A 23,333-nucleotide genomic window follows, 5' to 3' on the forward strand; every position below is an offset into this window, starting at 1 on the left:
AATAACAAGGGAAGACTTACTCGTGGCTGCAACCCTACTAGCTCAAAATTTATTCACACATGGTTACGCTTTGGGGAAATTATGAGGGGATCTCTCAGAACCTTATGTCGGCGCGCGTTTGGGACTGAACCGATTGACCTTAAAAGATGGAGACGGAAAATACAGTAAAACCAAAGCAAGCATCGGCGCATTGGGCGGTGTCGGCTTTGAAGTCGCACCCAACGTTACTTTGGATTTGGGCTACCGCTTCAATTATTTGGGCAAATTTGACGATACAAGGGTATTTGCCAACGAATATACCGCCGGCGTCCGCGTAAAATTCTAACCCCCGAAACCGGCATCCGCCGGCAAGCCGACCGCCGCCATTGCGGCGGTTTCTTTTTCCTGCTTTCCACCTGCGGCAGGGCTTGTGCAAAAACAGCCTGTTTGCGAAATCCGACGCATAAAACGGTTATCCCCGAATTGCGGGATTGATTTATCTTAAATCATTCTGAAACCCCGTCATCCCCTTGATGTCCGCAACCTTTCGTCATTCCCGTGGAAACGGAAATCCGGAACCTCAAACTTTCAGATAATCTTTGAATATTGCCGTTTCCCGAAGGTTTAGATTCCCGCCTGCGCGGGAATGACGGGTTTTTATGATCTTTAGAAACTGCCGTTGCCCGAGCACGGGAATGACGGCGGCGGGGGCGATGCCGTCTGAAGCCCGACAAGGCATTTGATGCCATCGAAGCGGTGGGCTGAAGCCCACCCTACAGCACTGCCCTATGCTGCAAGCCTTGGCGGTTGCGCGTTCAAAGCGGAGGCTGCCGGGGTGTTCGATAGGGACGGGATACGCCAAAAAATGTCCAATCGGCGGACACTTTGATATATCTCACCCCGCCAAAGGGGTGCAATACTTTTTTTAATTCTAAAAAAATAGAAAAATCAGGATGCTTGTTCATCTTGGAAACGGCATCGGACATAAAGCCTGCATCACTTATGCGGCTGCAACGGCTTCCGCAAAATATGTGGCGCGCGTCCTCATCGGCGCAAATACAAACCCGTCCCACCGCCTTCAGACGGCATCGCCCTCCCCGCCCCTGTTGCGCGACAACCAGCCGGCGGCAAAAGTGGCGGCGATGACGACAAACACGCCCAAAGCGGACACGGGCGACAGGTGTTCGCCCAAAATCAAAACCGCCAACAACACGCCGACCACGGGTTCGAGCGAAATCAGCAGTCCCGACACGTTAGCAGGAACACGGCTCATCCCCTTGTTCCACAGCCAATAGGCGTACCAGCTGCACCCCACGCCCAAATACAGCAGCGACACCACGCCCTGCCAACTCCAATGCACCGTATAACTCTGCGCCAAAGCAAGCGAAAACGGCAGGCACATCAGCGATGCGGCGGCAATGGAAACAGATGTGAATGCCGGTGCGCCGATACGGGCCACCAGCCTTTGCGTCGGACGCATAGCGGCACAAAAGCCCGCGCCCGCCAACAACACCAGCAGGCAGCCGAACCATCCGACTTCGCCGCCCTCTTCCGCACCGCCCGCCATCAGCAGCGCGACACCGGCAAATGCCGCCGCGCCGCATATCCAGTGGTAGGCACGCGCTTTGTCGTTGAAAAAGAAGTGTCCGACAAACACCATCAGCAGCGGCTCGAGTCCGACGATGGTCGATGCGCTGGCGGCAGACGTATATTTTAGTCCGACAAACTGCAGCATCAGGGTCAGCACATAGTTGACAAACGCCGCAATCAGCAGGGGCTTCCATTCCTCGCGCGGAATCTTGCCGATATGCCGGCGGCAGGCGGGCAGCACCAAAAGCGCGGCAATCAGCAGGCGCGCGCCGACCATCAGTGCGGGATCGATGCCGCCATAGGCATATTTGGCGGCAATAAACGAGCTGCTCCAGATAATCAGGGCAAGGATTTGGTAAAACATATGAGTGATAAAGTCGGATGGTTATACAAAAAGTAAAAAGGCTGTTGCCCCGCCTGATAAAACAGATATTTCATCGCCGGCAATGCCGTCTGAACGCTTCAGACGGCATCCAAAACCCGGTGTTTCAGGGCGGGCAGGCGGCTGCGGACGCTGTTCAGGCGGTTGGCATCGATGTCTGCCGTAACGATGCCTTCGCCTTCGGGCAATACGTCCAACACGTCGCCCCACGGATCGACAATCATACTGTGTCCGAATGTGCGCCTGCCGTTTTCGTGCAGTCCGCCCTGAGCCGCCGCCACGACGTAACATTGGTTTTCGACGGCACGCGTACGTAAAAGCAGCTCCCAATGCGCCTTGCCCGTCGTGTGCGTAAACGCAGCGGGCAACATCAATACGTCAAACGGCAGCTGGCGGCGGAAAAATTCGGGAAAACGCAAGTCGTAACAGATGCCTGCCGCCACGGATACGCCGTCCGCCGACAGATGCGGCACATCCCCGCCCGCGCGGATGGTATCGGCTTCGGCATAGCGTTCGCCCAAACCGGAAAAACCGAAGAGGTGCATTTTGTGGTACAGCCCCGTCCGTTTGCCATCGCTTCCGTACACCAATAAAGTATTCATGACCCTGCACGCTTCGGGGCTTTGCAGCGGCACGGTTCCGCCGAACAGCACCACGCCGCATTCTTTCGCCGTTTCCGCCAATGCCGTCTGAAAACGTCCGCCACCCAAAGGCTCGGCAAGCGCGAGTTTGTCGGTATCGTTTGCGCCCATCAGTACCCAATATTCGGGCAGCAGCACCCAATCCGTACCCTGCTCCGCCGCCCGTGCGACCAAGCGTTTCATAGCGGCGACGTTGGCTTCAGGCGACACGCCCGACACCATCTGCACGGCGGCAACTCTGATTTTGTCCATTTCTTCTCCTTTTTCCTGCCGACCTTGCGGCATATTCCGCCGATAGGCTACCATGACGGCACTTTGCGAAAACCGTTTACACAAATGCCCATTTTGAACCATATTGCCCTCATCGGTGTAGGTCTGATCGGCGGTTCGTTCGTTCTCGACCTCAAAAGGCAGGGACTCGTCCGCACCGTTACCGGTATCGACACCGACCGCGACAACCTCGAACGTGCATTGGAACGCGGCGTGATTGACCGTGCGTCCGTTGCCATCGACGCGGACAGCATCGGCAGCGCGGATTTGGTGCTGATTGCCACGCCCGTCGCCACCGTTCCTGCCATTTTGACCGCGCTGCGCCCCGTTTTGCCGGAACACACTTGGATTTCCGATGTCGGCAGCACCAAATCTTCGGTCATCGAAGCCTTCCGCCGCTGTCTGCCCGACCGCCTGCACCACTGCATCGCCGCGCACCCGATTGCCGGTTCGGACAGAAGCGGTGCGCAAGCCACGCAGTTCGGGCTGTTCCGCCACAGAAAACTCATCATCACACCACACGGCGGCGAAGATTCAGACGGCATTGCATTGGTAGAAAACCTATGGCGCGCGGTCGGTGCGGACATTTTCACGATGGACGCGCAACGCCACGACGCGGTTTTCGCCGCCGTCTCCCATATGCCCCACCTGACCGCCTTCGCCTATGTCCACCAGCTTTTCGACCACCCCGACAGGCAGGAATATCTGAAATTTGCCGCCACGGGCTTTCAGGACTTTACCCGCATCGCTTCCGGCCACCCTGCCGTGTGGGCGGACATCTGCCTTGCCAACAAAGACAGCCTGCTGCAACTGATTCAAGGCTTGGGCAAACAGTTGGACGTTTTGGCAGACATCCTGACCGCCGACGACCGCGAAGCCCTGTACCGCTATTTTGAAGAAGCCAAAACCACACGCGACCGCTGGCTGGACGGCAACTGACCGCCATGCCGTCTGAAAAGCAAACCGCCGCAGACCCGAAATCTGCGGCGGTTTGTCTCAACCCGACCTGCCGTCGGCACGCGGACGGATCAGCCACGGGATGTATTTCCACGCATACACCAAAAGCGCGATGGCAAACAAAACCGAAGATGTGCGTATACTGTGCGTATAGGCGGTACCGGAAGAAAATACGGCAACCATGCGGACGGCAGTTGCCGCCATCATCAGCCAAAATGCGACCGGAACGGATTTAGGCGGCGGATAAATGGGATTGCCCGTATGACCGAGCGCGGTACGCGCCATCATGCCCAAAGTCAACACACCGATACCGCCCACACCGATCAGGTGCACGCCCAAATTGAGGAAGGCAGGTTTGAAATAAGACGCGCCGACCGCAATCAGCCCCAATCCGGTAAACAGATAACCGGCAAACAGAATCCACAGCATCGGCTCTTTCAACACGGGCCTATACCACCAGCGGTAAACCTGTACGGTAAAAATCACACCTGCCGCAAAGGCAAAAACGGCAGACAGCCAAGCCAACACACCGTGCGCCATCAGCATGGCAGTCAGCATGGGCAGCCACAACGAAGCCTGCGCCACCCATTTCGGACTGGGAATCTGCGGCACATTCAACCGTTTGGACGTGAAAAACGAGATAATCCGCATCCCGATCAGACCGATAAAGCCCGACACCATAATCAGGCCCGACTGCAATCCGCTCAAGAGTCCGCCTAGGTTGCCGTTGTGCAGCTGGACGTGGAACGCCGCGTGCGTGCCGCCCAAGACGAACAGCGCGAACACGGCGACATAGTTGCGTTGATTCTGCGAACGGATGACGGGCAAAGCCATGCACACCGCGCCGTACCAGAAAAACAGCGTGCCGAGTATGCCGCTTGCCGCCGCACCCCACACGGGGATGAAAACGGCAATCCGCGCCGCCAGCCAAAAGGCGGTCAGCCCGGCCAAAACGCCGCCCCGCGTGGGCGGCTGTCCCGTCCATGTGGCAACGGCGGTCAGCAGGAAGGCGACGACGACGAGACCGGCATAACCCCAAATCATCTCATGCGCGTGCCAATAGAAACCGGACAGCTCGTGCGTTCCCGTGTAGCCGAAACCCCACAGCAATACGGACAATGCGCCGTACAGTGCCGCCAGTGAATAAAACGGGCGGAACGCCATCGCCCAGACGGGGTGCTTGGTAAATGCATTCATGTGTGTTCCTTATTCTTCATTAATATATTTACCCCTCCGAACCGGCAAGTTCAGACGGCAAAAAAGGTTCTACGGCAGGAAACAGTTCGCGTTCTTCAAACCGCGCATGATCGCGAAGCGTTATGGCAAAATCCGTGTTCCATACTTTGCTCCCGTATTCGGGTTCCGCCATCATCTGCCGCAGTTTGGCATGGTCCCTCTCGAAACGGGCTTTGAGCTCGGGGACAATATTCTGCCAGACAGGGGCGAACATGGTTTCTTCTTCGCGAAAATGGACTTCCAGCTCGGCAAAATGGGGCTCGAGCTCGTTCCGATGTTCCTCTTCCGGCGTACGCAACAAGCGCACGCACAGGGAAAGCGAATGGTGATGCTCGCTCGAAAGACCGATAAGGGCGGGATGTCGTTTCAACGGTTTCATGATTTTGAGTTACAATAACAAATTATCAAACGGTAGCGCGGATGTTTCAGACGGCATACCGCCGCAGACAGGCTGCATTCTACCGCCCCGACGGACAGGGTTTCAACCATTAGGGTATTTTCCGTGAAACTTAAACCGTACCGATAAGAATAACGATCCATACCGAGAAAATCATGTATCTGACCCAACATACCGACTACGGGCTGCGCGTCCTCATCTACACCGCCGTCAACGACGACGCGCTGGTCAACATCGCTACCATCGCCTCGACCTACGGCATTTCCAAAAGCCATCTGATGAAGGTCGTTACCGCGCTGGTCAAAGGCGGGTTCTTGCACAGCGTACGCGGGAAAGGCGGCGGGCTGAGGCTTGCCGCACCGCCAGACCGCATCAACATCGGATCGGTTGTCCGCCACCTCGAACCGATGCAGCTGGTCGAATGCATGGGCGAGAACAACGAATGCCTGATTACACCGTCCTGCCGCCTGACGGGCATACTCGGCGGCGCAATGAAGTCGTTTTTCACGTATCTGGACGGCTTCACGCTGCAAGACCTGCTCAACAAGCCGACCTACGACCTGCTCTACGAACCGAGAATCCCGATTGTAACGCAACATTAAGGCTGCAAAAGGCTGCAAAAATGCCGTCTGAAACACAAACCGCCTCCGGAGGCAGTTCGGTTTCAGACGGCATTTCTTTATTCAGACCAAATTACAGACCGGCGGCTGCTTTCAATGCGGCCGCTTTGTCGGTACGCTCCCAAGTAAACTCAGGCTCTTCGCGGCCGAAATGGCCATAGGCGGCAGATTTGCCGTAAATCGGACGCAAAAGGTCGAGCATTTGGACGATGCCTTTGGGGCGCAGGTCGAAATGTTCGCGAACTAAGGCAATCAGTTTTTCTTCGCTGATTTTGCCTGTGCCGAAAGTGTCGATGGAAATCGAAGTCGGTTCGGCAACGCCGATGGCGTAGGAAACTTGGATTTGGCATTGGGTTGCCAAACCGGCGGCTACGATGTTTTTCGCAACATAGCGGCAGGCGTAGGCGGCGGAACGGTCCACTTTGGACGGGTCTTTGCCGGAGAATGCGCCGCCGCCGTGCGGAGCTGCGCCGCCGTAGGTATCGACGATGATTTTGCGTCCGGTCAAACCGCAGTCGCCTTGCGGGCCGCCGATGACGAAGCGGCCGGTCGGGTTGATCAGGTATTTGGTTTCGTCAGTCAGCAGTTCAGACGGCAGGACGGGCTTGATAATCTGCTCGATGACGGCTTTGCTCAGTTCTTCATGGCTGATTGCAGGATCGTGCTGGGTGGACAGGACGACGGTGTCGATGCGTTTTACCTTGCCGGTTTCGCTGTCGTAAACCACAGTCAGTTGCGCTTTTGCGTCAGGGCGCAGCCAAGGCAGGCGGCCGTCTTTGCGCAATTCGCTTTGACGCTGCATCAGGCGGTGGCTGTAATAGATGGCAAACGGCATCAGGGTCGGGGTTTCGTCGCAGGCGTAGCCGAACATCAGGCCTTGGTCGCCCGCGCCTTGGTTCAGGTCGATGCCTTCGCCTTCGTTCACGCCTTGGGCGATGTCGGGGGATTGCTGGTCGTAGTACACGCCGACCGCGCAGCCGTTGGCGTCAAAGCCCAGCTCGGAGGAGTTGTAACCGATGCGTTTGATGGTTTCGCGTGCGACTTTGATGTAGTCCACTTGGGCGGTGGTGGTGATTTCGCCCGCCAATACGCACAAGCCTGTGTTGACCAAAGTTTCCGCCGCGACACGCGCTTTGGGGTCTTGCGCCAAGATGGCATCCAAAATCGCATCGGACACTTGGTCGGCAACTTTATCCGGATGGCCTTCGGATACCGATTCGGAAGTAAACAGATATTCGCTCATTGAGATTTTCCTTGAAAAACAAACCATCTTCTTCAGACGGCATGTTGTATGAACATAATGTCGACAGCGGGAAATATAGCAAAATTTCCCTATTCGTACCATTCAGTTGAGAAATATTCCTATTTGAAAGGCACTTTGGAATCTCTGTCCGTACGTTTCGTACAGGCAAAAAAATTCCCGCATCAAGCGGGTTTGGATTGCCTTTGCGGCCACATCGGCTTTTCAACCGTCCACCTTACTTTTCCCTCGAAAAGCAGGTTGGCATGGAATTTCCAACTCTTGATGCAAGTTGTCGATGTTAGCAGAAAAGCCTTTCCGCCGCAAGCCGTTCCCTTTTTCAGACGGCATGTTTCGTTTACAATTCGGGCTGTTTCCCCCTTTCACCCCCGCTATGTATACCTTATTGACCGCCCTGCTCAAATCCCTTTCCCTGCTACCCCTGCCCTCACTGCACAAACTGGGCGTTTTCCTCGGGCATCTGGCGTTTTACCTGCGTAAAGAAGACCGGGCACGCATTATTGCCAATATGCGTCAGGCGGGTTTGAACCCCGACACGCAGACGGTCAAAGCCGTTTTTGCGGAAACGGCAAAATGCGGTTTGGAACTCGCCCCCGCGTTTTTCAAAAAGCCGGAAGACATCGAAACGCTGTTCCAATCGGTACACGGTTGGGAATATGTGCAGCAGGCTTTGGACAAACACGAAGGGCTGCTGCTCATCACGCCGCACATCGGCAGCTACGATTTGGGCGGACGCTACATCAGCCAGCAGCTTCCGTTCCCGCTGACCGCCATGTACAAACCGCCGAAAATCAAAGCGATAGACAAAGTGATGCAGGCGGGCAGGGTGCGCGGCAAAGGCAAAACCGCGCCCACCGGCATACAAGGGGTCAAACAAATCATCAAAGCCCTGCGCGCGGGCGAGGCAACCATCATCCTGCCCGACCACGTCCCTTCGCCTCAGGAAGGCGGAGACGGCGTGTGGGTAGATTTTTTCGGCAAACCTGCCTATACGATGACGCTGGCGGCAAAACTGGCAAACGTCAAAGGCGTGAAAACCCTGTTTTTCTGCTGCGAACGCCTGCCCGACGGACAAGGCTTCGTGTTGCACATCCGCCCCATCCAAGGGGAATTGAACGGCGACAAAGCCCACGATGCCGCCGTGTTCAACCGCAATACCGAATATTGGATACGCCGTTTTCCGACGCAGTATCTGTTTATGTACAACCGCTACAAAACGCCGTAAACATATGGAAATGCCGTCCGAACAGGTTTCAGACGGCATTTTGCTATTTGACGATTTCTGACAGCGGCCAGCGCGGGCGTACATTAAATGCACCGACCTCCCTGCCCTTGCCCAGGTGCATCGCACCGGCAAAGGCAATCATGGCACCGTTGTCCGTGCAGTATGCCATCGGCGGGAAAAACACGCTGACTTTTTCGGACGGATGTTTCGGCTTGCCTTTTGGGGTCGGGATTTGCACCGTCATGTTGCCGAACGTTTCGCGCAGCTTCCAATTCGCACCGACACCACCTGCCACAACCAGCGTTCTGAATCCCGTCTGCAACAAGGCCTTTTTCACTTTTGCCGTCAATACGTCCACAACCGCATCCTGAAATGCGCGGCAAATATCGTTGCGGGTTTGCTCGGGTATGGTTTCCGAACCGTTTGCCTCACGCACTTTTTCAACGGCAGTCAAAACAGCGGTTTTCAATCCTGAAAAACTCATCTGCAAATCGTCGGAATGAATCATCGGGCGTGGGAAAATAAAGGCATCGGGGCTGCCCGATTTGGCAAGTTCGGAAAGCTTTGCGCCGCCCGGATACGGCAATCCGAGCAATTTTGCCGTTTTATCGAATGCCTCGCCCGCCGCATCATCGACGCTCTCGCCCAAAAGCTCGTAATCGCCTATGCCCCTGACCGCCATAATCTGCGTATGCCCGCCCGAAACCAACAGCGCGACAAAAGGAAAGTCGGGTTTTTCATCCGCCAACAGCGGCGAAAGCAGATGCCCTTCCAAATGATGGACAGGAATAACAGGCTTGTCCAATGCCAAAGCCAGCGCGTTGGCGTAACTCGACCCCGCCAGCAGCGCGCCGCCCAAACCGGGCCCCTGCGTAAAGGCAACCGCGTCAATATCGCCATACGATGCGCCCGCCTGCGCCAAACAGCCTTCAGTCAACGGAACAAGGCGGCGGATATGGTCGCGGCTTGCCAATTCCGGCACGACCCCGCCGTATTCGGCGTGCATTGCCATTTGAGTGTGCAGGCAATGCGACCGCAATCCACGTTCGGTGTCGTACAGCGCAACGCCTGTTTCGTCGCAAGAAGATTCGATTCCTAATACCAACATGGTCTGATGCCGTTAAAAACTGAAAAACGTATTTTAGCGGATTTCGGCACGACTGCCGTATCCCTAAAACGGAACATGCCGTCTGAAGCCCTTCAGACGGCATCGTCGTACCGTATCAAAGCGTTCCGTAAGAATGCAGCCCGCTCAAAAACATATTCACGCCGATAAAGGCAAATGCGGTTACGAACAAACCGATAATCGCCCACCACGCCAGCACTTTGCCGCGCCAGCCTGCCACCAGCCGCAAATGCAGCCAAACGGCGTAATTGAGCCAGACGATGAACGCCCACGTCTCTTTCGGGTCCCAGCTCCAATAGCGTCCCCAAGCATCCGCCGCCCACAGCGCACCCAAAATGGTGGCAATGGTAAAGAACAGAAAGCCGACGGCAATCGCCTTATACATCACCTCGTCGATCAATGCCGACGGCGGCAGCCACAGTTTTCTGCCTTTTTCTTCCGCACGCAGGGAAACCAGTTCGGCAATACCGAGCATCGCGGAAATACAGAACGCGCCGTAACCGATAAAGTTTGCCGGAACGTGGATTTTCATCCACCAAGACTGGAGCGCGGGAATCAGCGGCTGGATGGTGTGCGCCTCGCGGGACACGCTGTACCACAACACAAAGCCGACCACGACCGCCATAAAGCCGAACACGAAGCAGCCCAATTTCTGCACGGCAAATTTACCCTCGTAATACAGATACATCAGCGCGGTAATGACCAAAAACAGAATGAACACTTCATAAAGGTTGGACACGGGGATATGCCCTGCATCGGGACGGAGCAGATAGCTTTCGTGCCAACGTACCAGCAGACCAGTAAAGCCTGCTACAGCAGACACCCATGCAAACACGGTTCCCATACCCAACAGCGTGTTGGTCGGCACATTTTTTACTCTTGCCAAAACCGCGCCCGAAATATAGGCGAACAGGGCGAAGAAGACAAAAGCACACTGCCACATAATCGCCGATTGGCTGCTGAGGAAATACCGCAACAGGAAAATCTCTGCCGATTTGATGTCGCCTCCGTACAAACCGACGGCAGCATAAGCAAACAATATGCACAGTGGCACAAACCAGCGCATCGGTTTGAAAAACCAACCCAAAAACACGGCAATACCGGCACTCGCCCACAACATGACCGTTTCGTAAATGTCCATATGCATACCGGAACGGGTCTGTACGAAAACCGTACCCGCAAAAACCAGCGCGGCAAACACCCAATCCCAAATATTCAAATTACGGATAAAAGACTTTCGAACCAGCAGCTCGTGTTCCGGAAGGGTTTTATAGTGTTCAGTCATGATTCAAGTCCTTGCCGAGCCGTTGCAGACTCTCGACGTGTTTTGGGAACTCTTTTTGCACATCCCGTTCGCTGCGGGCGGAAGACATAGCAAAGCGGATTTTGCCGTCTGAAAACAATACCCACGCCCGTTTTTCCCGAACATAAAACATAAATACCGTACCTAAAACCAACAATACCGAACCAAGATAGACCAAAAGCGAACCGGGCGAGCGGGTCATCTGCAAACCTGAAGAGCGCACTTCCGAAAACCCGTCAAGTTGCAGCAGCATAGGCGCGGGATATTCCGTCAGCCCCGTATAGGCATCCATACTGTGCAGCAGGAAACGGTTCCGCGCTTCATCCTGCTGCCATTCGGGTAAGCCGTACCGGCGTATGGTTTCATCCAAAGCAGCGTTCATCACGCCGTAAAGCATTTCGTAGAAATAGCCCTGCATCTTATCCTGCTGCTCTTTCGGGATATTGGACGTAATAAATTCGTCCAATCCCAAATAGCCTTTTTGTGCAAAGATGTTCAGCGTGTTTTCCGCAGCCAGCATGAATTGTTCGCGGATTTCGGCAGGTGCGTCTTTGGTTGCGTCGGCAACCAGACGTTTGCGCCCTTCCCCATCTTTCAAAAACTCGCGCAATGCCATGAAAGTGTCCGCTTTCCCTTGTTTGTCCAAAGGAATACGCAGCCAACGGTATTGCTGCTGCAAACCGCTGCGCGTGCCGGTAATCCAAAAATAATCCTGTTCCTGCAAAACCGGCAGCATATAGTTTTTATATTCGACCGCCTGCCCTGCCGCATCACGGATGCGGTACACGATGGAAGGACCGATATTGGTGTATTTCTTACTTTCCTGAGTAACGGCGCGGACATCGTTCAGCGTGGATTTCAGGCTTTTTTCCCGTTCCGCCCCCTCGCTCATGTCCTCCACATTCATAGAAGTGAACTGATCGAACTCAAGACGATATTTGTGTTTGCCAATTTCCAACGGAAACTGCCGCATGGATGTTGCCTTCAACACGACAGGTTCGCGCGAAGCATCACCCAGATTCCACGCCTTAAATGCCAAATCCGAACCACCATCCGCAAAGCTTGCCTGATAAATGGTAATACCGTGCAATGTCAGCGGATGATTGACCCGTATGGTCCGCTCGAGTTTCTCACCGGTTGCCTTGTCCATTACTTCAATATCGCTGGCAAAATCGCGCGGCATACCCGTATTGTAAAAATCGATATGGAATTTTTTCAGTTTGACTTCAAAAGGCAAGTCCTGAACCAACATCCCGTTGTCGGCATTCAGGAAAACCACATCCGCACTTTGCCCCTCAGAAATATTGACGTTGCCCCTAAATGAGAGATTGGACGCACCCAAAATACTTTCGGGCTTGAAATCCTTGGCATAAACCGCCTGATTGTCCGGAACAATCCGACCGGTCAGCATACCCAGCTTCAACAGCAGGTTACTGTCTATCAGCCCGCCCAGGCAAATGACAATCAAAGCAACATGGGCAAAGATATAGCCCCATTTGTTCATCGTGCCTTTTTTGGCGGCAATCAGAACCGACCCATCCTCACGGTTAATGGTTTTTCCCTGAAAACCCTGCACCTCCAAATAACGTTTGGCAACTTCGGGGGCAATTTTTACATCCAACAGCGAAGAGTGGCGCATCGCCGCCAAAGATTTCTCCCTGACCTTTTCCCGGAAAGACTTCATTTCGCGCCAGAACGGCGGCACATTGCGAATCAGGCACAAACTGGTCGAGATGACCAAAAAGAGCATAATGACAACGAACCATGCCGAAGCATAGACATCATACAGTCCCAGAAAACCAAAAATCTGCGCCCAAAACGGTCCAAATTTGACCAAATAATCCGTCTGCGGCTGGTTTTGCTGCAACACCGTACCGATAACCGATGCAATACCCAGCAGACTGAGCAAGGCGACCGCAAAGCGCATGGAGCTGAAAAAAGCGAACCACGGACGGGAAAGAAGTGGGGGAGATATACGGGATTTACTCATTGTGTGTTTATTCCGCCATCAGGAATATGGGAAAGCAGAATTGGGCAAACAGAAAACAACGCCCCGATTCTACTGTCTTGATGCTTTTTATTTCAAGACAATGAAGACAGCCTGCATCGATTCCAACGGTTGCGATTAAAAAAACTTATCGCAAAATTGTCTGAAGCCGTCTGAAAACTTTTCAGACGGCCTCTAAAACAGACTATTGCGGAATTAACGCAAACCTTGGATAAAGTTGGCAACCGCTTTCAAATCTTCTTCAGACATACGGTTTGCAATATCCGCCATAATGGCATTTTTGCGCTGACCGGACTTGTAGGCATTCATCTGTTCGACAATATATGCCTGATGCTGACCGCCCAAACGCGGATAAGCCTGAATCTCGCTTCCGCCACCCGGCATACCCGCACCGCTCGGACCGTGGCAGGACATACACGCCGGCACTTTTTTATCCGCCAAGCCGCCGCGATAGATTTTCGCACCCAATTCGGGATTTTCTTTCGGATTCGTCTCGCCCGATTTCGGCTGCTGTTTGGCATAGAACGCGGATACGTTCAAAATATCCTGATCGCTCAAATTCATTACCATCGGCTTCATCACGGCTGCCGAACCGTGGGTGCGTTTGCCGTCACGGATGCCGATGGTTTGATGATAGATGTAAGCAGTATGCTGTGCCGCCAAACGCGGATACATCGCAATGCCGCTGTTACCGTCTGCTGCATGGCAAGCCGCACAAACCGTTGCGGCAACCTGTTTGCCTTTTTCCACGTCCGCTTTGGGAGATGCGGAAACCGCACCGGCAGCCAAAACAAAGGCCAATAAAGTCAATCGTTTCATGGAGTGCTCCTGATTACAGCATTGGATAACGCAACAATGCTCTTTTTATATTCAAATACGGGATTTTTGACCCGATTAAAACCGATGATTCTGCAAACGTGATATTCTATACTAAATTTACATTAAATTACTACTGTGTTTCACATAAAACCAACCGCATATTTTGCTGTCGGACAAACGGCGGCGGAAAAACAAGGATATGCCCATGAACCTTTTTCAAAACGCCAAATTCTTCACGACGGTAAACCATCTCAAAGACCTGCCGGACACATCGCTCGAAATTGCCTTTGTCGGCAGGAGCAATGCCGGAAAATCCAGTGCCATCAATACCCTGACCAACCATGTCCGTCTTGCCTACGTTTCAAAAACACCGGGACGGACGCAGCATATCAACTTTTTCAAGCTGCAAAACGGCAATTTTATGGTCGATTTGCCCGGCTACGGTTATGCCCAAGTCCCCGAAGCGGTACGCGCACATTGGGTCAATCTGCTCGGCGACTACCTCCGCCATCGGAAACAGCTTATCGGTCTGATTCTGATTATGGATGCCCGCCATCCTTTAAAAGAACTCGACATCCGTATGCTGGACTTTTTCCACACGACCGGCAGACCGGTTCACATCCTTCTGTCAAAAGCCGACAAATTATCCAAAAACGAACAGATAAAAACCCTGTCCCAAGTCAAAAAACTGCTCAAACCTTATTCCGACAGGCAAAACATCAGCGTACAGCTGTTTTCCAGCCTGAAAAAACAAGGTATTGACGAGACCAACCGAACTGTCGGAAGCTGGTTTGACGCAGCAGATGCCGCCGCTTCCTCTCCAGAGGAAAACTGACCCCAATTATACGGAAACCGTATTTCCCCCACTTGACCGACCGCAAACATTTAAAAAATTGCCACTGCCAAATCTAAAATGCCGTCTGAAAGACTTTTCAGACGGCATTTTGCGGAGTCTTTAAAACAGAGAATCCAACTGCTGCTGTTTGGAATCCGTATTGCTCGGAAGCGCCGGCGTTTCCTGTACGTCCTGACGCGTTTCGTCAGACCTTCCCTGCTGTTCTTTTTCTACTGCCGCTTCATCATTTTCTTTTGCCCGTCGGGAAGGTTGCGGCGCAATACCGCTGTTGTCCAGCATCAAGCCCGGATCGGTTACCATACGTTCTTTCATATAGTATTCGCCATTGCTGCTGACCACACCTTCAGGCATTTTCATCCCTTTGCCCTGCTTTCCTTTCAACGCAAAACGCATATAGTCCACCCAAACCGGCACCGCAATCGTACCGCCATAGCCGGCACGCCCCATACTCTTAGGTTTGTCGAAGCCGATATATACGGCAGTAACCACATCAGGGTTAAACCCGACAAACCACGCATCCTTATTGTCATTGGTCGTACCCGTTTTACCGGCAATATCCGTTCTTCCCAACGCAGCTGCCCCCCTTGCCGTACCGACACGGATCACATCCTGCATAATCTTATACATAATATAGGCATTGCGCGGATCGATTGCCTGAGGCGCATTTTGCCCGGCCACCAAAGGCTGCATTTGGGCACGCAACCTGCCGTCCCTGTCATAAATCTTATCGATCACGTGCGAAGAAACCCTATATCCGCCGTTCGCAAATACGCTATATGCCTCCGCTATCCTCAACGGCGTCGTCTCGCCCGTACCTAAAGCCATAGACAGGCTGACAGGCAGCTCGGACGGTTTGAAGCCGAAACGCCGGATATACTGTTGCGCGTAACCGACACCGATAGACATCAAAATACGGATGGAAACCATATTTTTGGAAGCCGTCAGAGCCTGCCTTAAAGTGATATATCCCGAATATCTGCCGTCTGAATTTTTAGGTGTCCAAACCGAACCGTTCGGCCCTTTCCCCGGCAGGGAAATCGGCGCATCGTTAACCATTGTGGACGCGGTCATCCCCTTAGATAATGCCGCCGAATAGACAAACGGCTTAAAGGTCGAACCCGGCTGCCGCATTGCCTGAACGGCACGATTGAATGTTTTGCTGTGAAAATCATAACCGCCGACCAGCGCGCGCACCGCCCCGGTTTTTGCATCCAGCGAAACCAAAGCACCTTGCAGGAGCGGCTCTTGAACCACCGCCCAACGCCCGCCATTGTTTTTGACACGGATGACCGCGCCCCTGCGGATACGATCCTCACCCATTTTCTCATTATCGACCGCGCGGGCCGCAAAACCCAAGGCACGCCTGTCAAGCGTAACCCGCCTGCCGCCGGGAAGCTGTATGACGACATTTTTCTTTTTAGTCACATCCAACACAACGGCGGGAATCATTTTATCGACGGTATAGAGTCCCGACAGATACTGGCTGACAGTCTCCTCGACATCTTCACTCTTACTCAAATCGATATAGTTTTCCGCACCGCGGTAGCTGCTGCCGCGATCGAAATTCCGTAGAGCCTTGCGCAATGCCTCAGTTGCCACCTTCTGATGATCGGTGCGGACCGTGGTATAAACCTTAAAACCCTGCGTATAGGCATCTTCACCGTATTTCTCATACAGTTCCTGACGCACCATCTCCGCCACATATAAAGCACTCTGATCGATTTTCTGAACAAACCGCTCGTAATGCAGCTCCTCATTCAACGCCTGATCGCGCTGTTGCACGGTAATCATCTTCTCCTCGAGCATATTGTTCAAAATATACTTCTGGCGCAACTTGGCACGTTCCGGATTAACAATCGGATTATAGGCAGACGGAGCCTTGGGCAGTCCCGCAAGCATGGCGGCTTCCGCCAAAGTCAAATCTTGGACATTCTTATTGAAATAGATTTGCGCGGCAGATGCAAAACCATAGGCGCGCTGACCGAGGTAAATCTGATTGAAATACAACTCGAGGATTTTGTCTTTGCTTAAAGACTGCTCGATCTTATAGGCAAGCAACGCCTCATTGAATTTGCGTGTGAACGTTTTTTCACTGCTCAAATAAAAATTTTTCGCCACCTGCTGTGTAATCGTACTCGCACCCGACTGCACGCTGCCGGACACGACATTGCCGACGGCAGCGCGGGCAACACCCCAAACATCCACCCCCCAATGCCGGTAAAAGCGTTTGTCCTCGGCGGCGATAACCGCATTCCGCAACACCTCGGGGAAATCGCCGATTTTTGTAAATTCGCGCCGCTGCTCCCCATACATACCGATGACTTCTCCATCCGCCGAATAAATAGTCAACGGCATTTTAGGCTGGTAATGCTGCAAAGAATCCAAAGACGGCAGTTTCGGATACGTTACCAAAATAGCAATGGCAACCAGCCCCACTCCAAATACACATAATCCCAAAACCAAACCAAAACAGGTAGTTATAATCTTTTTAATCATAGCTGAATGATAATTTACCATTATCGGTATTAAATAAAGTAAAATAGCAGCCGATTTCTACAAAGCACAGTTTCAACGTGTAAAAAACAAGAAATCCATTACGGATACCGAAACGGTTACTCACTGTACAAATAAAGTAGGAACTTCATCATGCGCTTGTTTAACAGCTTGAAAAACCCTAAAAAAACAGATGCCAAGCCCCAAAAGAAATCCTCAGGGCTCAATAACCGCACGGCAATCGGCGTCGACATCGACCAACATTCCATCAAAATGGTCCAATTGTCAGGACGTAGTTTAAACCAAATCCAATTGGAAAAATACATTATTGTCAAACTGCCGAAAAATATTGTCCAAGGCAACAAAGTTCAAAATTACGATCAACTTGTTACATATTTGCAACAAGCCTATGCCGAACTGGGTGCTTCGTGCAAAAACATCATCGCATCCGTCCCGCAAAATCTGACAACCATCGAACAATTGACCTACACGGCCAAAGATGCGGAATTGGATCTGCAGGGGTTCGTGGAGTCCTCCATCTCCGAAGTCAGCTCGATATCGCTCGAAGAAGCCAATTACGACTATCAGGTCTTGTCCCAATCGGCCGCCGGCGAAGCCGTTTTGGCTGTCGCATCGAGAAAGGATGAAATCGAACCCCTGATTGACGCATTCAACGCCGCCGGTATGAAATTATCCGCGCTTGATGTGGACATTTTCGGGCAATACAACGCCTACGCGCTGTGGATAAACCATTTCGCCCCCGAACTTGCAGCCGAAAAAGTCGCCATTTTCGGCGTATATGCCGCACAAACCTACGCCTTGGTCATCCAAGACGGAAAAATCCTATACAAACAGGAAACCTCCGTCAGCGAAGAACAGCTCAACCAACTCATCCAGCGCACCTATCAGGTGACAGAAGAAAAAGCGGAAGAAATCATCAACTCCCCGCAAAAACCTTCCGATTACCAAGAAAGAGTGGCAGACCATTTCAACCAGCAGATTACCCAAGAAATACAAAGGGTCTTACAGTTTTATTACACCACGCAGACCGCAGACGATATGACCGACATCAAGCATATCCTGCTGACGGGGGAAGCGGTGCGCCAGGAAGGCATCGCCCAAACCGTCGCCTCGCAAACCAATGCGGATGTACAATGCGTCCATCCCGCGCGTTATTTTGCGGACGACCTCAAAACAGACAAACAACAATTCGAACTTGATGCGCCGACACTGACCAGGGCGTTCGGTTTGGCGGTACGGGGATTATAATTATGAACAATTTAATCAAAATCAACCTCCTCCCCTACAGGGAAGAGATGGACAAGCGCAAACAGCAGCAGTTTAAAATGCTGATGTACGGTGCCGTGCTGACGGGCGTTGCCGCCGTTGCGGCAACCTACCTGTTTATCGACAACATGATCAATAACCAGTCGGAAAGAAACGCGCTGCTGGAAACCTCCATCGCACACTTGGATACCGAGCTGTCGGAAATACAAAAGCTCAAACAGGAAAAAGATGCCTTCCTGATTAAGAAAAACAAAATCGAGGAGCTCCAGCTCAAACGCCTCCAAGCCGCAAAAATCCTCGACAGCCTGAATGAGGCCGTCCCCGAAAGCACCTACCTGACCTCGCTGGATGCCGTTACCGCCGACTCTTACCGGCTCAACGGCAGGACATCCAGCGACAACCGCGTTGCCGCCATGATGAGGGCGATGCCCAATACCGGCATATTCAAGCAACCCGAATTGTTAAGCATCAAGAAAAACAATTCGTATCAAGAATTTACCCTTCAGGCAACATTACAACCTATCGTAAAGGCGGCCGAATCCAAAGAGAATCCGGCTTCGGGAAATGCACAGGAGGCAAACTGAATGGCTTCTAAATCATCTAAAACCAACTTGGATCTCAACAACCTTCACCTGCTCAACCTTCCTGCCAGGCTTTTTATCGCCCTGCTGGTCGTTGCCGCCATGCTGGGGCTCGGTTATGCCGGATTGTTCAAAAGCCAGATGGAATCCCTTGAGGAATATGAAGCAAAAGAAACCGAACTGAAAAACACCTACAAACAGAAAAGTATCGACGCGGCCAGTTTGGACAACCTGAAAGAAGAGCTTGCCGCCATCCGATCCGCCTTCAACATTATGCTGAAACAGCTTCCGACCGATTCCGAAATTCCCAATCTGGTTCAAGAGCTTCATCAGGCAGGCTCAAGCAACGGCCTGCGCTTGGACAGCGTCATACCACAGCCGCCTGTTGACGACGGCCCGATACAAAGGCTGCCCTATTCCATTTCCATTACCGGAAACTACAATCAAATCAACCAGTTCACGCGCGATGTCGGCAGCCTTTCGCGGATTATCACCCTTGAATCGCTCAAAATCACCCAATCCTCCGAAAACGGAGGGGGGGCGGACGGCAAAAGCAACATCCTGAACCTCAGTGCCATTGCCACTACCTATAAGGCAAAATCCATTGAAGAACTTGCCGCACAACAGCAGGCTGCAGAAGCGGCACAAAATGCCGAACAAAAATAACTTATGTTAGGGAAACCATGAAATATTACGCCTTATTCATCAGCCTTGCCGCCCTATCCGCCTGTTCCCAAGATGCTGAAGACCTGAACGGGTGGATGGCTCAGACACAGCAGGAAGCCAAAGCAGGAATCATACCTTTCCAAGCACCGACCCTGCCGGTCGCTCCGGTATACAGCCCCCCTCAGACGACAGGACTCAACGCTTTCGATTTCCACCGAATGGAAGCCGCCAAAAAAGGGGGTAACGCCCCCGACACCAAGCGTATTAAAGAAACGCTGGAAAAATTCAGCCTGGAAAACATACGCTATGTCGGCATTGTGAAGTCCGGTCAGAAAGTATCCGGCTTTGTCGAAGCCGACGGTTATGTCTACACAGTAGGCATCGGCAACTATTTGGGGCAAAATTACGGTAAAATCCAAAGCATTACCGACGACAGCATCGTTTTGAACGAATTAATCGAAGACGGTACGGGCAACTGGGTTTCCCGCAGGGCGGAACTGCCTCTGAACGCTTCCGACAAAAACACCGAACAAGCGGCAGCACCCGCCGCAGAACAAAATTAAGAAGGGGATTAATCCATATGAATACCAAACTGACAAAAATCATTTCCGGTCTGTTTGTCGCAACCGCCGCCTTTCAGACGGCATCGGCAGGAAACATTACAGACATCAAAGTCTCCTCCCTGCCCAACAAACAGAAAATCGTCAAAGTCAGCTTTGACAAAGAGGTTGTCAACCCGACCGGCTTCATAACCTCCTCACCGGCCCGCATCGCCTTGGACTTTGAACAAACCGGCATTTCCATGGATCAACAGGTACTCGAGTATGCCGACCCTCTGTTGAGCAAAATCAGTGCCGCACAAAACAGCAGCCGTGCGCGTCTGGTTCTGAATCTGAACAAACCGGGCCAATACAATACCGAAGTACGCGGAAATGAAGTTTGGATTCTCATCAACGAATCGGACGATACCACATCCGCCCCCACCCGCCCCGCCGTAAAAGCCGCGCCTACCGCACCGGCAAAACAACAGGCTGCCGCACCGTTTACCGAGTCCGTAGTATCCGTATCCGCACCCTTTACCCCTTCAAAACAACAGGCGGCGGCACCGGCAAAACAAACCAATATCGATTTCCGCAAAGACGGCAAAAATGCCGGCATTATCGAATTGGCGGCATTGGGCTTTGCCGGGCAGCCCGACATCAGCCAACAGCGCGACCATATCATCGTTACGCTGAAAAACCATACCCTGCCGACCGCGCTCCAACGCAGTTTGGATGTGTCAGACTTCAAAACACCGGTTCAAAAGGTTACGCTGAAACGCTTCAATAACGACACCCAGCTGATTATCACAACAGCCGGCAACTGGGAACTCGTCAACAAATCCGCCGCGCCCGGATACTTTACCTTCCAAGTCCTGCCGAAAAAACAAAACCTCGAGTCGGGCGGCGTGAACAATGCGCCCAAAACCTTCAAAGGCCGGAAAATCTCCCTTGACTTCCAAGATGTCGAAGTCCGCACCATCCTGCAGATTTTGGCAAAAGAATCCGGGATGAACATTGTTGCCAGCGATTCCGTCAACGGCAAAATGACCCTCTCCCTCAAAGACGTACCTTGGGATCAGGCTTTGGATTTGGTTATGCAGGCGCGCAACCTCGATATGCGCCAGCAAGGGAACATCGTCAACATCGCGCCCCGCGACGAGCTGCTTGCCAAAGACAAAGCCCTCTTGCAGGCAGAAAAAGACATTGCCGATCTGGGTGCGCTGTATTCCCAAAACTTCCAATTGAAATACAAAAATGTGGAAGAATTCCGCAGCATCCTGCGTTTGGACAATGCCGACACGACCGGAAACCGCAACACGCTTATCAGCGGCAGGGGCAGCGTGCTGATCGATCCCGCCACCAACACCCTGATTGTTACCGACACCCGCAGCGTCATCGAAAAATTCCGCAAACTGATTGACGAATTGGACGTGCCCGCGCAACAAGTGATGATTGAGGCGCGTATCGTCGAAGCGGCAGACGGCTTCTCGCGCGATTTGGGCGTTAAGTTCGGCGCGACAGGCAAGAAAAAACTGAAAGATGCAGACCGCGCATTCGGCTGGGGTGTGAACTCGGGTTTTGAAGGCGGCGACGGCAAATGGTCTGCCCAAACCAGCATCAACCTGCCGGTTGCCGCTGCCGCAAACAGCATTTCGCTGGTGCGCGCGATTTCCTCCGGCGCGTTGAATTTGGAATTGTCCGCATCCGAGTCGCTTTCAAAAACCAAAACGCTTGCCAATCCGCGCGTACTGACCCAAAACCGGAAAGAAGCCAAAATCGAATCCGGTACGGAAATCCCCTTCCAAGACACTTCAAGTTCGGGTGGCAGCAGCAGCACGACCACAACCTTCAAAAAAGCCGTATTGGGGCTGACCGTTACGCCGAACATCACGCCCGACGGGCAAATCATTATGACCGTCAAAATCAATAAAGACACACCTGTCGACTGTACCGTAAAAGATGAGACGACCAAGTGTATCCAAACCAAAAACCTGAATACGCAGGCTATGGTTGAAAACGGCGGCACTTTGATTGTAGGCGGCATTTATGAAGAAGAGAACGGCAATACGCTGACCAAAGTCCCCCTGTTGGGCGACATCCCCGTTATCGGCAACCTCTTTAAAACACGCGGGAAAAGCACCAACCGCCGCGAACTGCTGATTTTCATTACCCCGAGGATTATGGATACGGCCGGCAACAGCCTGCGCTATTGATGCGGAAAAATAAGGGCATATGTTTTACGGCATATGCCCTTTCTTTATGCTTTTGCCGCGCCCGAAATGCCGTCATTCCCGCGCAGGCGGGAATCCAACTTGTCCGGTTTCGCTTGTTTTTCGTCTCGTAACTTTTGAGCCGTCATTCCCGCGAAAGCGGAAATCCAGTCCGTTCAGTTTCGGTCATTTCCGATAAATCCCTGTTGCTTTTCATTTCTAGATTCCCACTTTCGTGGGAATGACGGCGGAAGGGATAAATCCTCACAATCCAAAGCCTCGTCATTTCCAAAAAAAACAGCAACCCGAAACACCCCGTCATTCCCGCGCAGGCGGGAATCTAGGTCTTTAAACTTCGGTTTTTTCCGATAAATTCTTGCCTCATTGAAATTCTAGATTCCCGCTTTCGCGGGAATGACGGGATATGGGTTTCCGTGCGGACGTGTTCGGATTTCCGCCTGCGCGGGAATGACGATTCGGGCATTCCTGACGATTCATCGAGCCGTAGGGTGGGCTTCAGCCCGCCAATTTCACCGCATCAAGGGTTTTGGGGAATAGGCGTGATTCGGCGGTTTCGGTTTTCGGCGGAGTTGGTTGAAATCGGTGGGCTAAAGCCCACCCTACAGTCCACCCTACAACCCATCTTACGCATCCGCCTTACGCATTTATCCTGCGCCTGCCGAAAATCCGTCATTCCCGCGCAGGCGGGAATGACGGATTTTAGGTTGCTGTTCTTTGTTTTCTGTTTTTGCGGGAATCCGTTTTTTTGATCGGCTGTGTTTGAATATAGTATTGATAAACATATTATCTTCAATATATTCAATTGGATAATTGTTTACCTAAGCAAAGATAATTGCCTTTCCTGACAAATAAGTGAAATCAAC

Annotated in this window: 19 protein-coding genes, 1 pseudogene and 1 riboswitch; of the genes and pseudogenes, 10 read left to right on the forward strand and 10 right to left on the reverse strand. The window is 52.6% G+C overall.

What is annotated here, in order from left to right; genetic code table 11:
* Window positions 1-109 precede the first annotated feature (109 nt).
* Window positions 110-325, forward strand: a pseudogene (locus Q3O06_RS02680) (opacity family porin); the annotation flags it as partial.
* A gap of 732 nt (window positions 326-1,057) precedes the next feature.
* Here Q3O06_RS02680 and Q3O06_RS02685 read toward each other — a convergent pair.
* Both Q3O06_RS02685 and Q3O06_RS02690 read right to left on the reverse strand, forming a co-directional pair.
* Window positions 1,058-1,933, reverse strand: a complete 876-nt coding sequence (locus Q3O06_RS02685; RefSeq protein ID WP_301817535.1) for a DMT family transporter — start codon at window positions 1,931-1,933, stop codon at window positions 1,058-1,060.
* A 98-nt stretch (window positions 1,934-2,031) separates the two neighbouring features.
* Window positions 2,032-2,844 (reverse strand): carbon-nitrogen hydrolase family protein, encoded by an 813-nt coding sequence (locus Q3O06_RS02690; protein WP_301817537.1) that lies wholly within the window; start codon window positions 2,842-2,844, stop codon window positions 2,032-2,034.
* Between the two features lie 84 nt (window positions 2,845-2,928).
* Between Q3O06_RS02690 and Q3O06_RS02695 the strand changes: the two genes are divergently transcribed.
* Window positions 2,929-3,801 carry a prephenate dehydrogenase gene (locus Q3O06_RS02695; protein ID WP_301817539.1) on the forward strand — a complete coding sequence of 291 codons (873 nt, stop codon included), beginning with the start codon at window positions 2,929-2,931 and terminating at the stop codon, window positions 3,799-3,801.
* Between the two features lie 57 nt (window positions 3,802-3,858).
* Here the strand turns inward: Q3O06_RS02695 and Q3O06_RS02700 are convergent, their stop codons facing one another.
* Complete coding sequence (locus Q3O06_RS02700) at window positions 3,859-5,016, reverse strand: NnrS family protein (protein ID WP_301817541.1); 1,158 nt, start codon at window positions 5,014-5,016, stop codon at window positions 3,859-3,861.
* Between the two features lie 28 nt (window positions 5,017-5,044).
* On the reverse strand, window positions 5,045-5,434 hold the full coding sequence (locus tag Q3O06_RS02705) for a hemerythrin domain-containing protein (RefSeq protein ID WP_301817542.1): 390 nt from the start codon (window positions 5,432-5,434) through the stop codon (window positions 5,045-5,047).
* Between the two features lie 173 nt (window positions 5,435-5,607).
* Between Q3O06_RS02705 and Q3O06_RS02710 the strand changes: the two genes are divergently transcribed.
* The gene (locus Q3O06_RS02710) at window positions 5,608-6,054 is read left to right on the forward strand and encodes an Rrf2 family transcriptional regulator (RefSeq protein ID WP_301817544.1); all 447 of its coding nucleotides are present in this window, start codon (window positions 5,608-5,610) and stop codon (window positions 6,052-6,054) included.
* A 91-nt stretch (window positions 6,055-6,145) separates the two neighbouring features.
* Here Q3O06_RS02710 and metK read toward each other — a convergent pair whose 3' ends face one another.
* Window positions 6,146-7,315, reverse strand: a complete 1,170-nt coding sequence (metK, locus tag Q3O06_RS02715) for a methionine adenosyltransferase (RefSeq protein WP_003676347.1) — start codon at window positions 7,313-7,315, stop codon at window positions 6,146-6,148.
* Window positions 7,316-7,498: 183 nt separating this feature from the next.
* A riboswitch (SAM-I-IV-variant riboswitch) is annotated at window positions 7,499-7,606 on the reverse strand.
* A 100-nt stretch (window positions 7,607-7,706) separates the two neighbouring features.
* Here metK and Q3O06_RS02720 point away from each other — a divergent pair.
* A complete protein-coding gene (locus tag Q3O06_RS02720; RefSeq protein ID WP_441338281.1) occupies window positions 7,707-8,558 on the forward strand; it encodes a lysophospholipid acyltransferase family protein in 852 nt (283 codons plus the stop codon).
* Between the two features lie 43 nt (window positions 8,559-8,601).
* Here Q3O06_RS02720 and tsaD read toward each other — a convergent pair whose 3' ends face one another.
* From tsaD to Q3O06_RS02740, 4 genes are all read right to left on the reverse strand, one after another.
* Window positions 8,602-9,666 (reverse strand): tRNA (adenosine(37)-N6)-threonylcarbamoyltransferase complex transferase subunit TsaD, encoded by a 1,065-nt coding sequence (gene tsaD / locus Q3O06_RS02725; RefSeq protein ID WP_301817549.1) that lies wholly within the window; start codon window positions 9,664-9,666, stop codon window positions 8,602-8,604.
* Between the two features lie 115 nt (window positions 9,667-9,781).
* Window positions 9,782-10,969 carry a c-type cytochrome biogenesis protein CcsB gene (gene ccsB / locus Q3O06_RS02730; RefSeq protein ID WP_301817550.1) on the reverse strand — a complete coding sequence of 396 codons (1,188 nt, stop codon included), beginning with the start codon at window positions 10,967-10,969 and terminating at the stop codon, window positions 9,782-9,784.
* Window positions 10,962-12,914, reverse strand: coding sequence for a cytochrome c biogenesis protein ResB (locus Q3O06_RS02735; RefSeq protein ID WP_301817565.1), 1,953 nt, complete (start codon window positions 12,912-12,914; stop codon window positions 10,962-10,964). Before Q3O06_RS02735 ends, ccsB begins: the two co-directional genes overlap by 8 nt.
* Before the next feature lie 276 nt (window positions 12,915-13,190).
* Window positions 13,191-13,814, reverse strand: coding sequence for a c-type cytochrome (locus tag Q3O06_RS02740; RefSeq protein ID WP_301669292.1), 624 nt, complete (start codon window positions 13,812-13,814; stop codon window positions 13,191-13,193).
* Window positions 13,815-14,019: 205 nt separating this feature from the next.
* Here Q3O06_RS02740 and yihA point away from each other — a divergent pair, with 205 nt between their 5' ends.
* Window positions 14,020-14,649 carry a ribosome biogenesis GTP-binding protein YihA/YsxC gene (gene yihA, locus Q3O06_RS02745; protein ID WP_301817552.1) on the forward strand — a complete coding sequence of 210 codons (630 nt, stop codon included), beginning with the start codon at window positions 14,020-14,022 and terminating at the stop codon, window positions 14,647-14,649.
* Between the two features lie 120 nt (window positions 14,650-14,769).
* Here the strand turns inward: yihA and Q3O06_RS02750 are convergent, their stop codons facing one another.
* A complete protein-coding gene (locus tag Q3O06_RS02750) occupies window positions 14,770-17,166 on the reverse strand; it encodes a penicillin-binding protein 1A (RefSeq protein WP_301817553.1) in 2,397 nt (798 codons plus the stop codon).
* Window positions 17,167-17,316: 150 nt separating this feature from the next.
* Between Q3O06_RS02750 and pilM the strand changes: the two genes are divergently transcribed.
* From pilM to Q3O06_RS02775, 5 genes are read left to right on the forward strand one after another with little or no spacing between them, the layout of a single operon-like run.
* On the forward strand, window positions 17,317-18,432 hold the full coding sequence (pilM, locus tag Q3O06_RS02755; protein WP_301817554.1) for a type IV pilus biogenesis protein PilM: 1,116 nt from the start codon (window positions 17,317-17,319) through the stop codon (window positions 18,430-18,432).
* Between the two features lie 2 nt (window positions 18,433-18,434).
* Window positions 18,435-19,034 (forward strand): PilN domain-containing protein, encoded by a 600-nt coding sequence (locus Q3O06_RS02760; protein ID WP_301817555.1) that lies wholly within the window; start codon window positions 18,435-18,437, stop codon window positions 19,032-19,034.
* Window positions 19,035-19,697 carry a type IV pilus inner membrane component PilO gene (locus tag Q3O06_RS02765; RefSeq protein WP_107819765.1) on the forward strand — a complete coding sequence of 221 codons (663 nt, stop codon included), beginning with the start codon at window positions 19,035-19,037 and terminating at the stop codon, window positions 19,695-19,697.
* A 17-nt stretch (window positions 19,698-19,714) separates the two neighbouring features.
* Window positions 19,715-20,260 (forward strand): pilus assembly protein PilP, encoded by a 546-nt coding sequence (locus Q3O06_RS02770; RefSeq protein ID WP_301817557.1) that lies wholly within the window; start codon window positions 19,715-19,717, stop codon window positions 20,258-20,260.
* Window positions 20,261-20,277: 17 nt separating this feature from the next.
* Window positions 20,278-22,452: a type IV pilus secretin PilQ gene (locus Q3O06_RS02775; RefSeq protein WP_301817558.1), complete on the forward strand. Its 2,175-nt coding sequence runs from the start codon at window positions 20,278-20,280 to the stop codon at window positions 22,450-22,452.
* Window positions 22,453-23,333: the final 881 nt, after the last annotated feature.

The sequence above is a fragment of the Neisseria maigaei genome (assembly GCF_958267405.1).
Taxonomy (GTDB): Bacteria; Pseudomonadota; Gammaproteobacteria; order Burkholderiales; family Neisseriaceae; genus Neisseria; species Neisseria bergeri.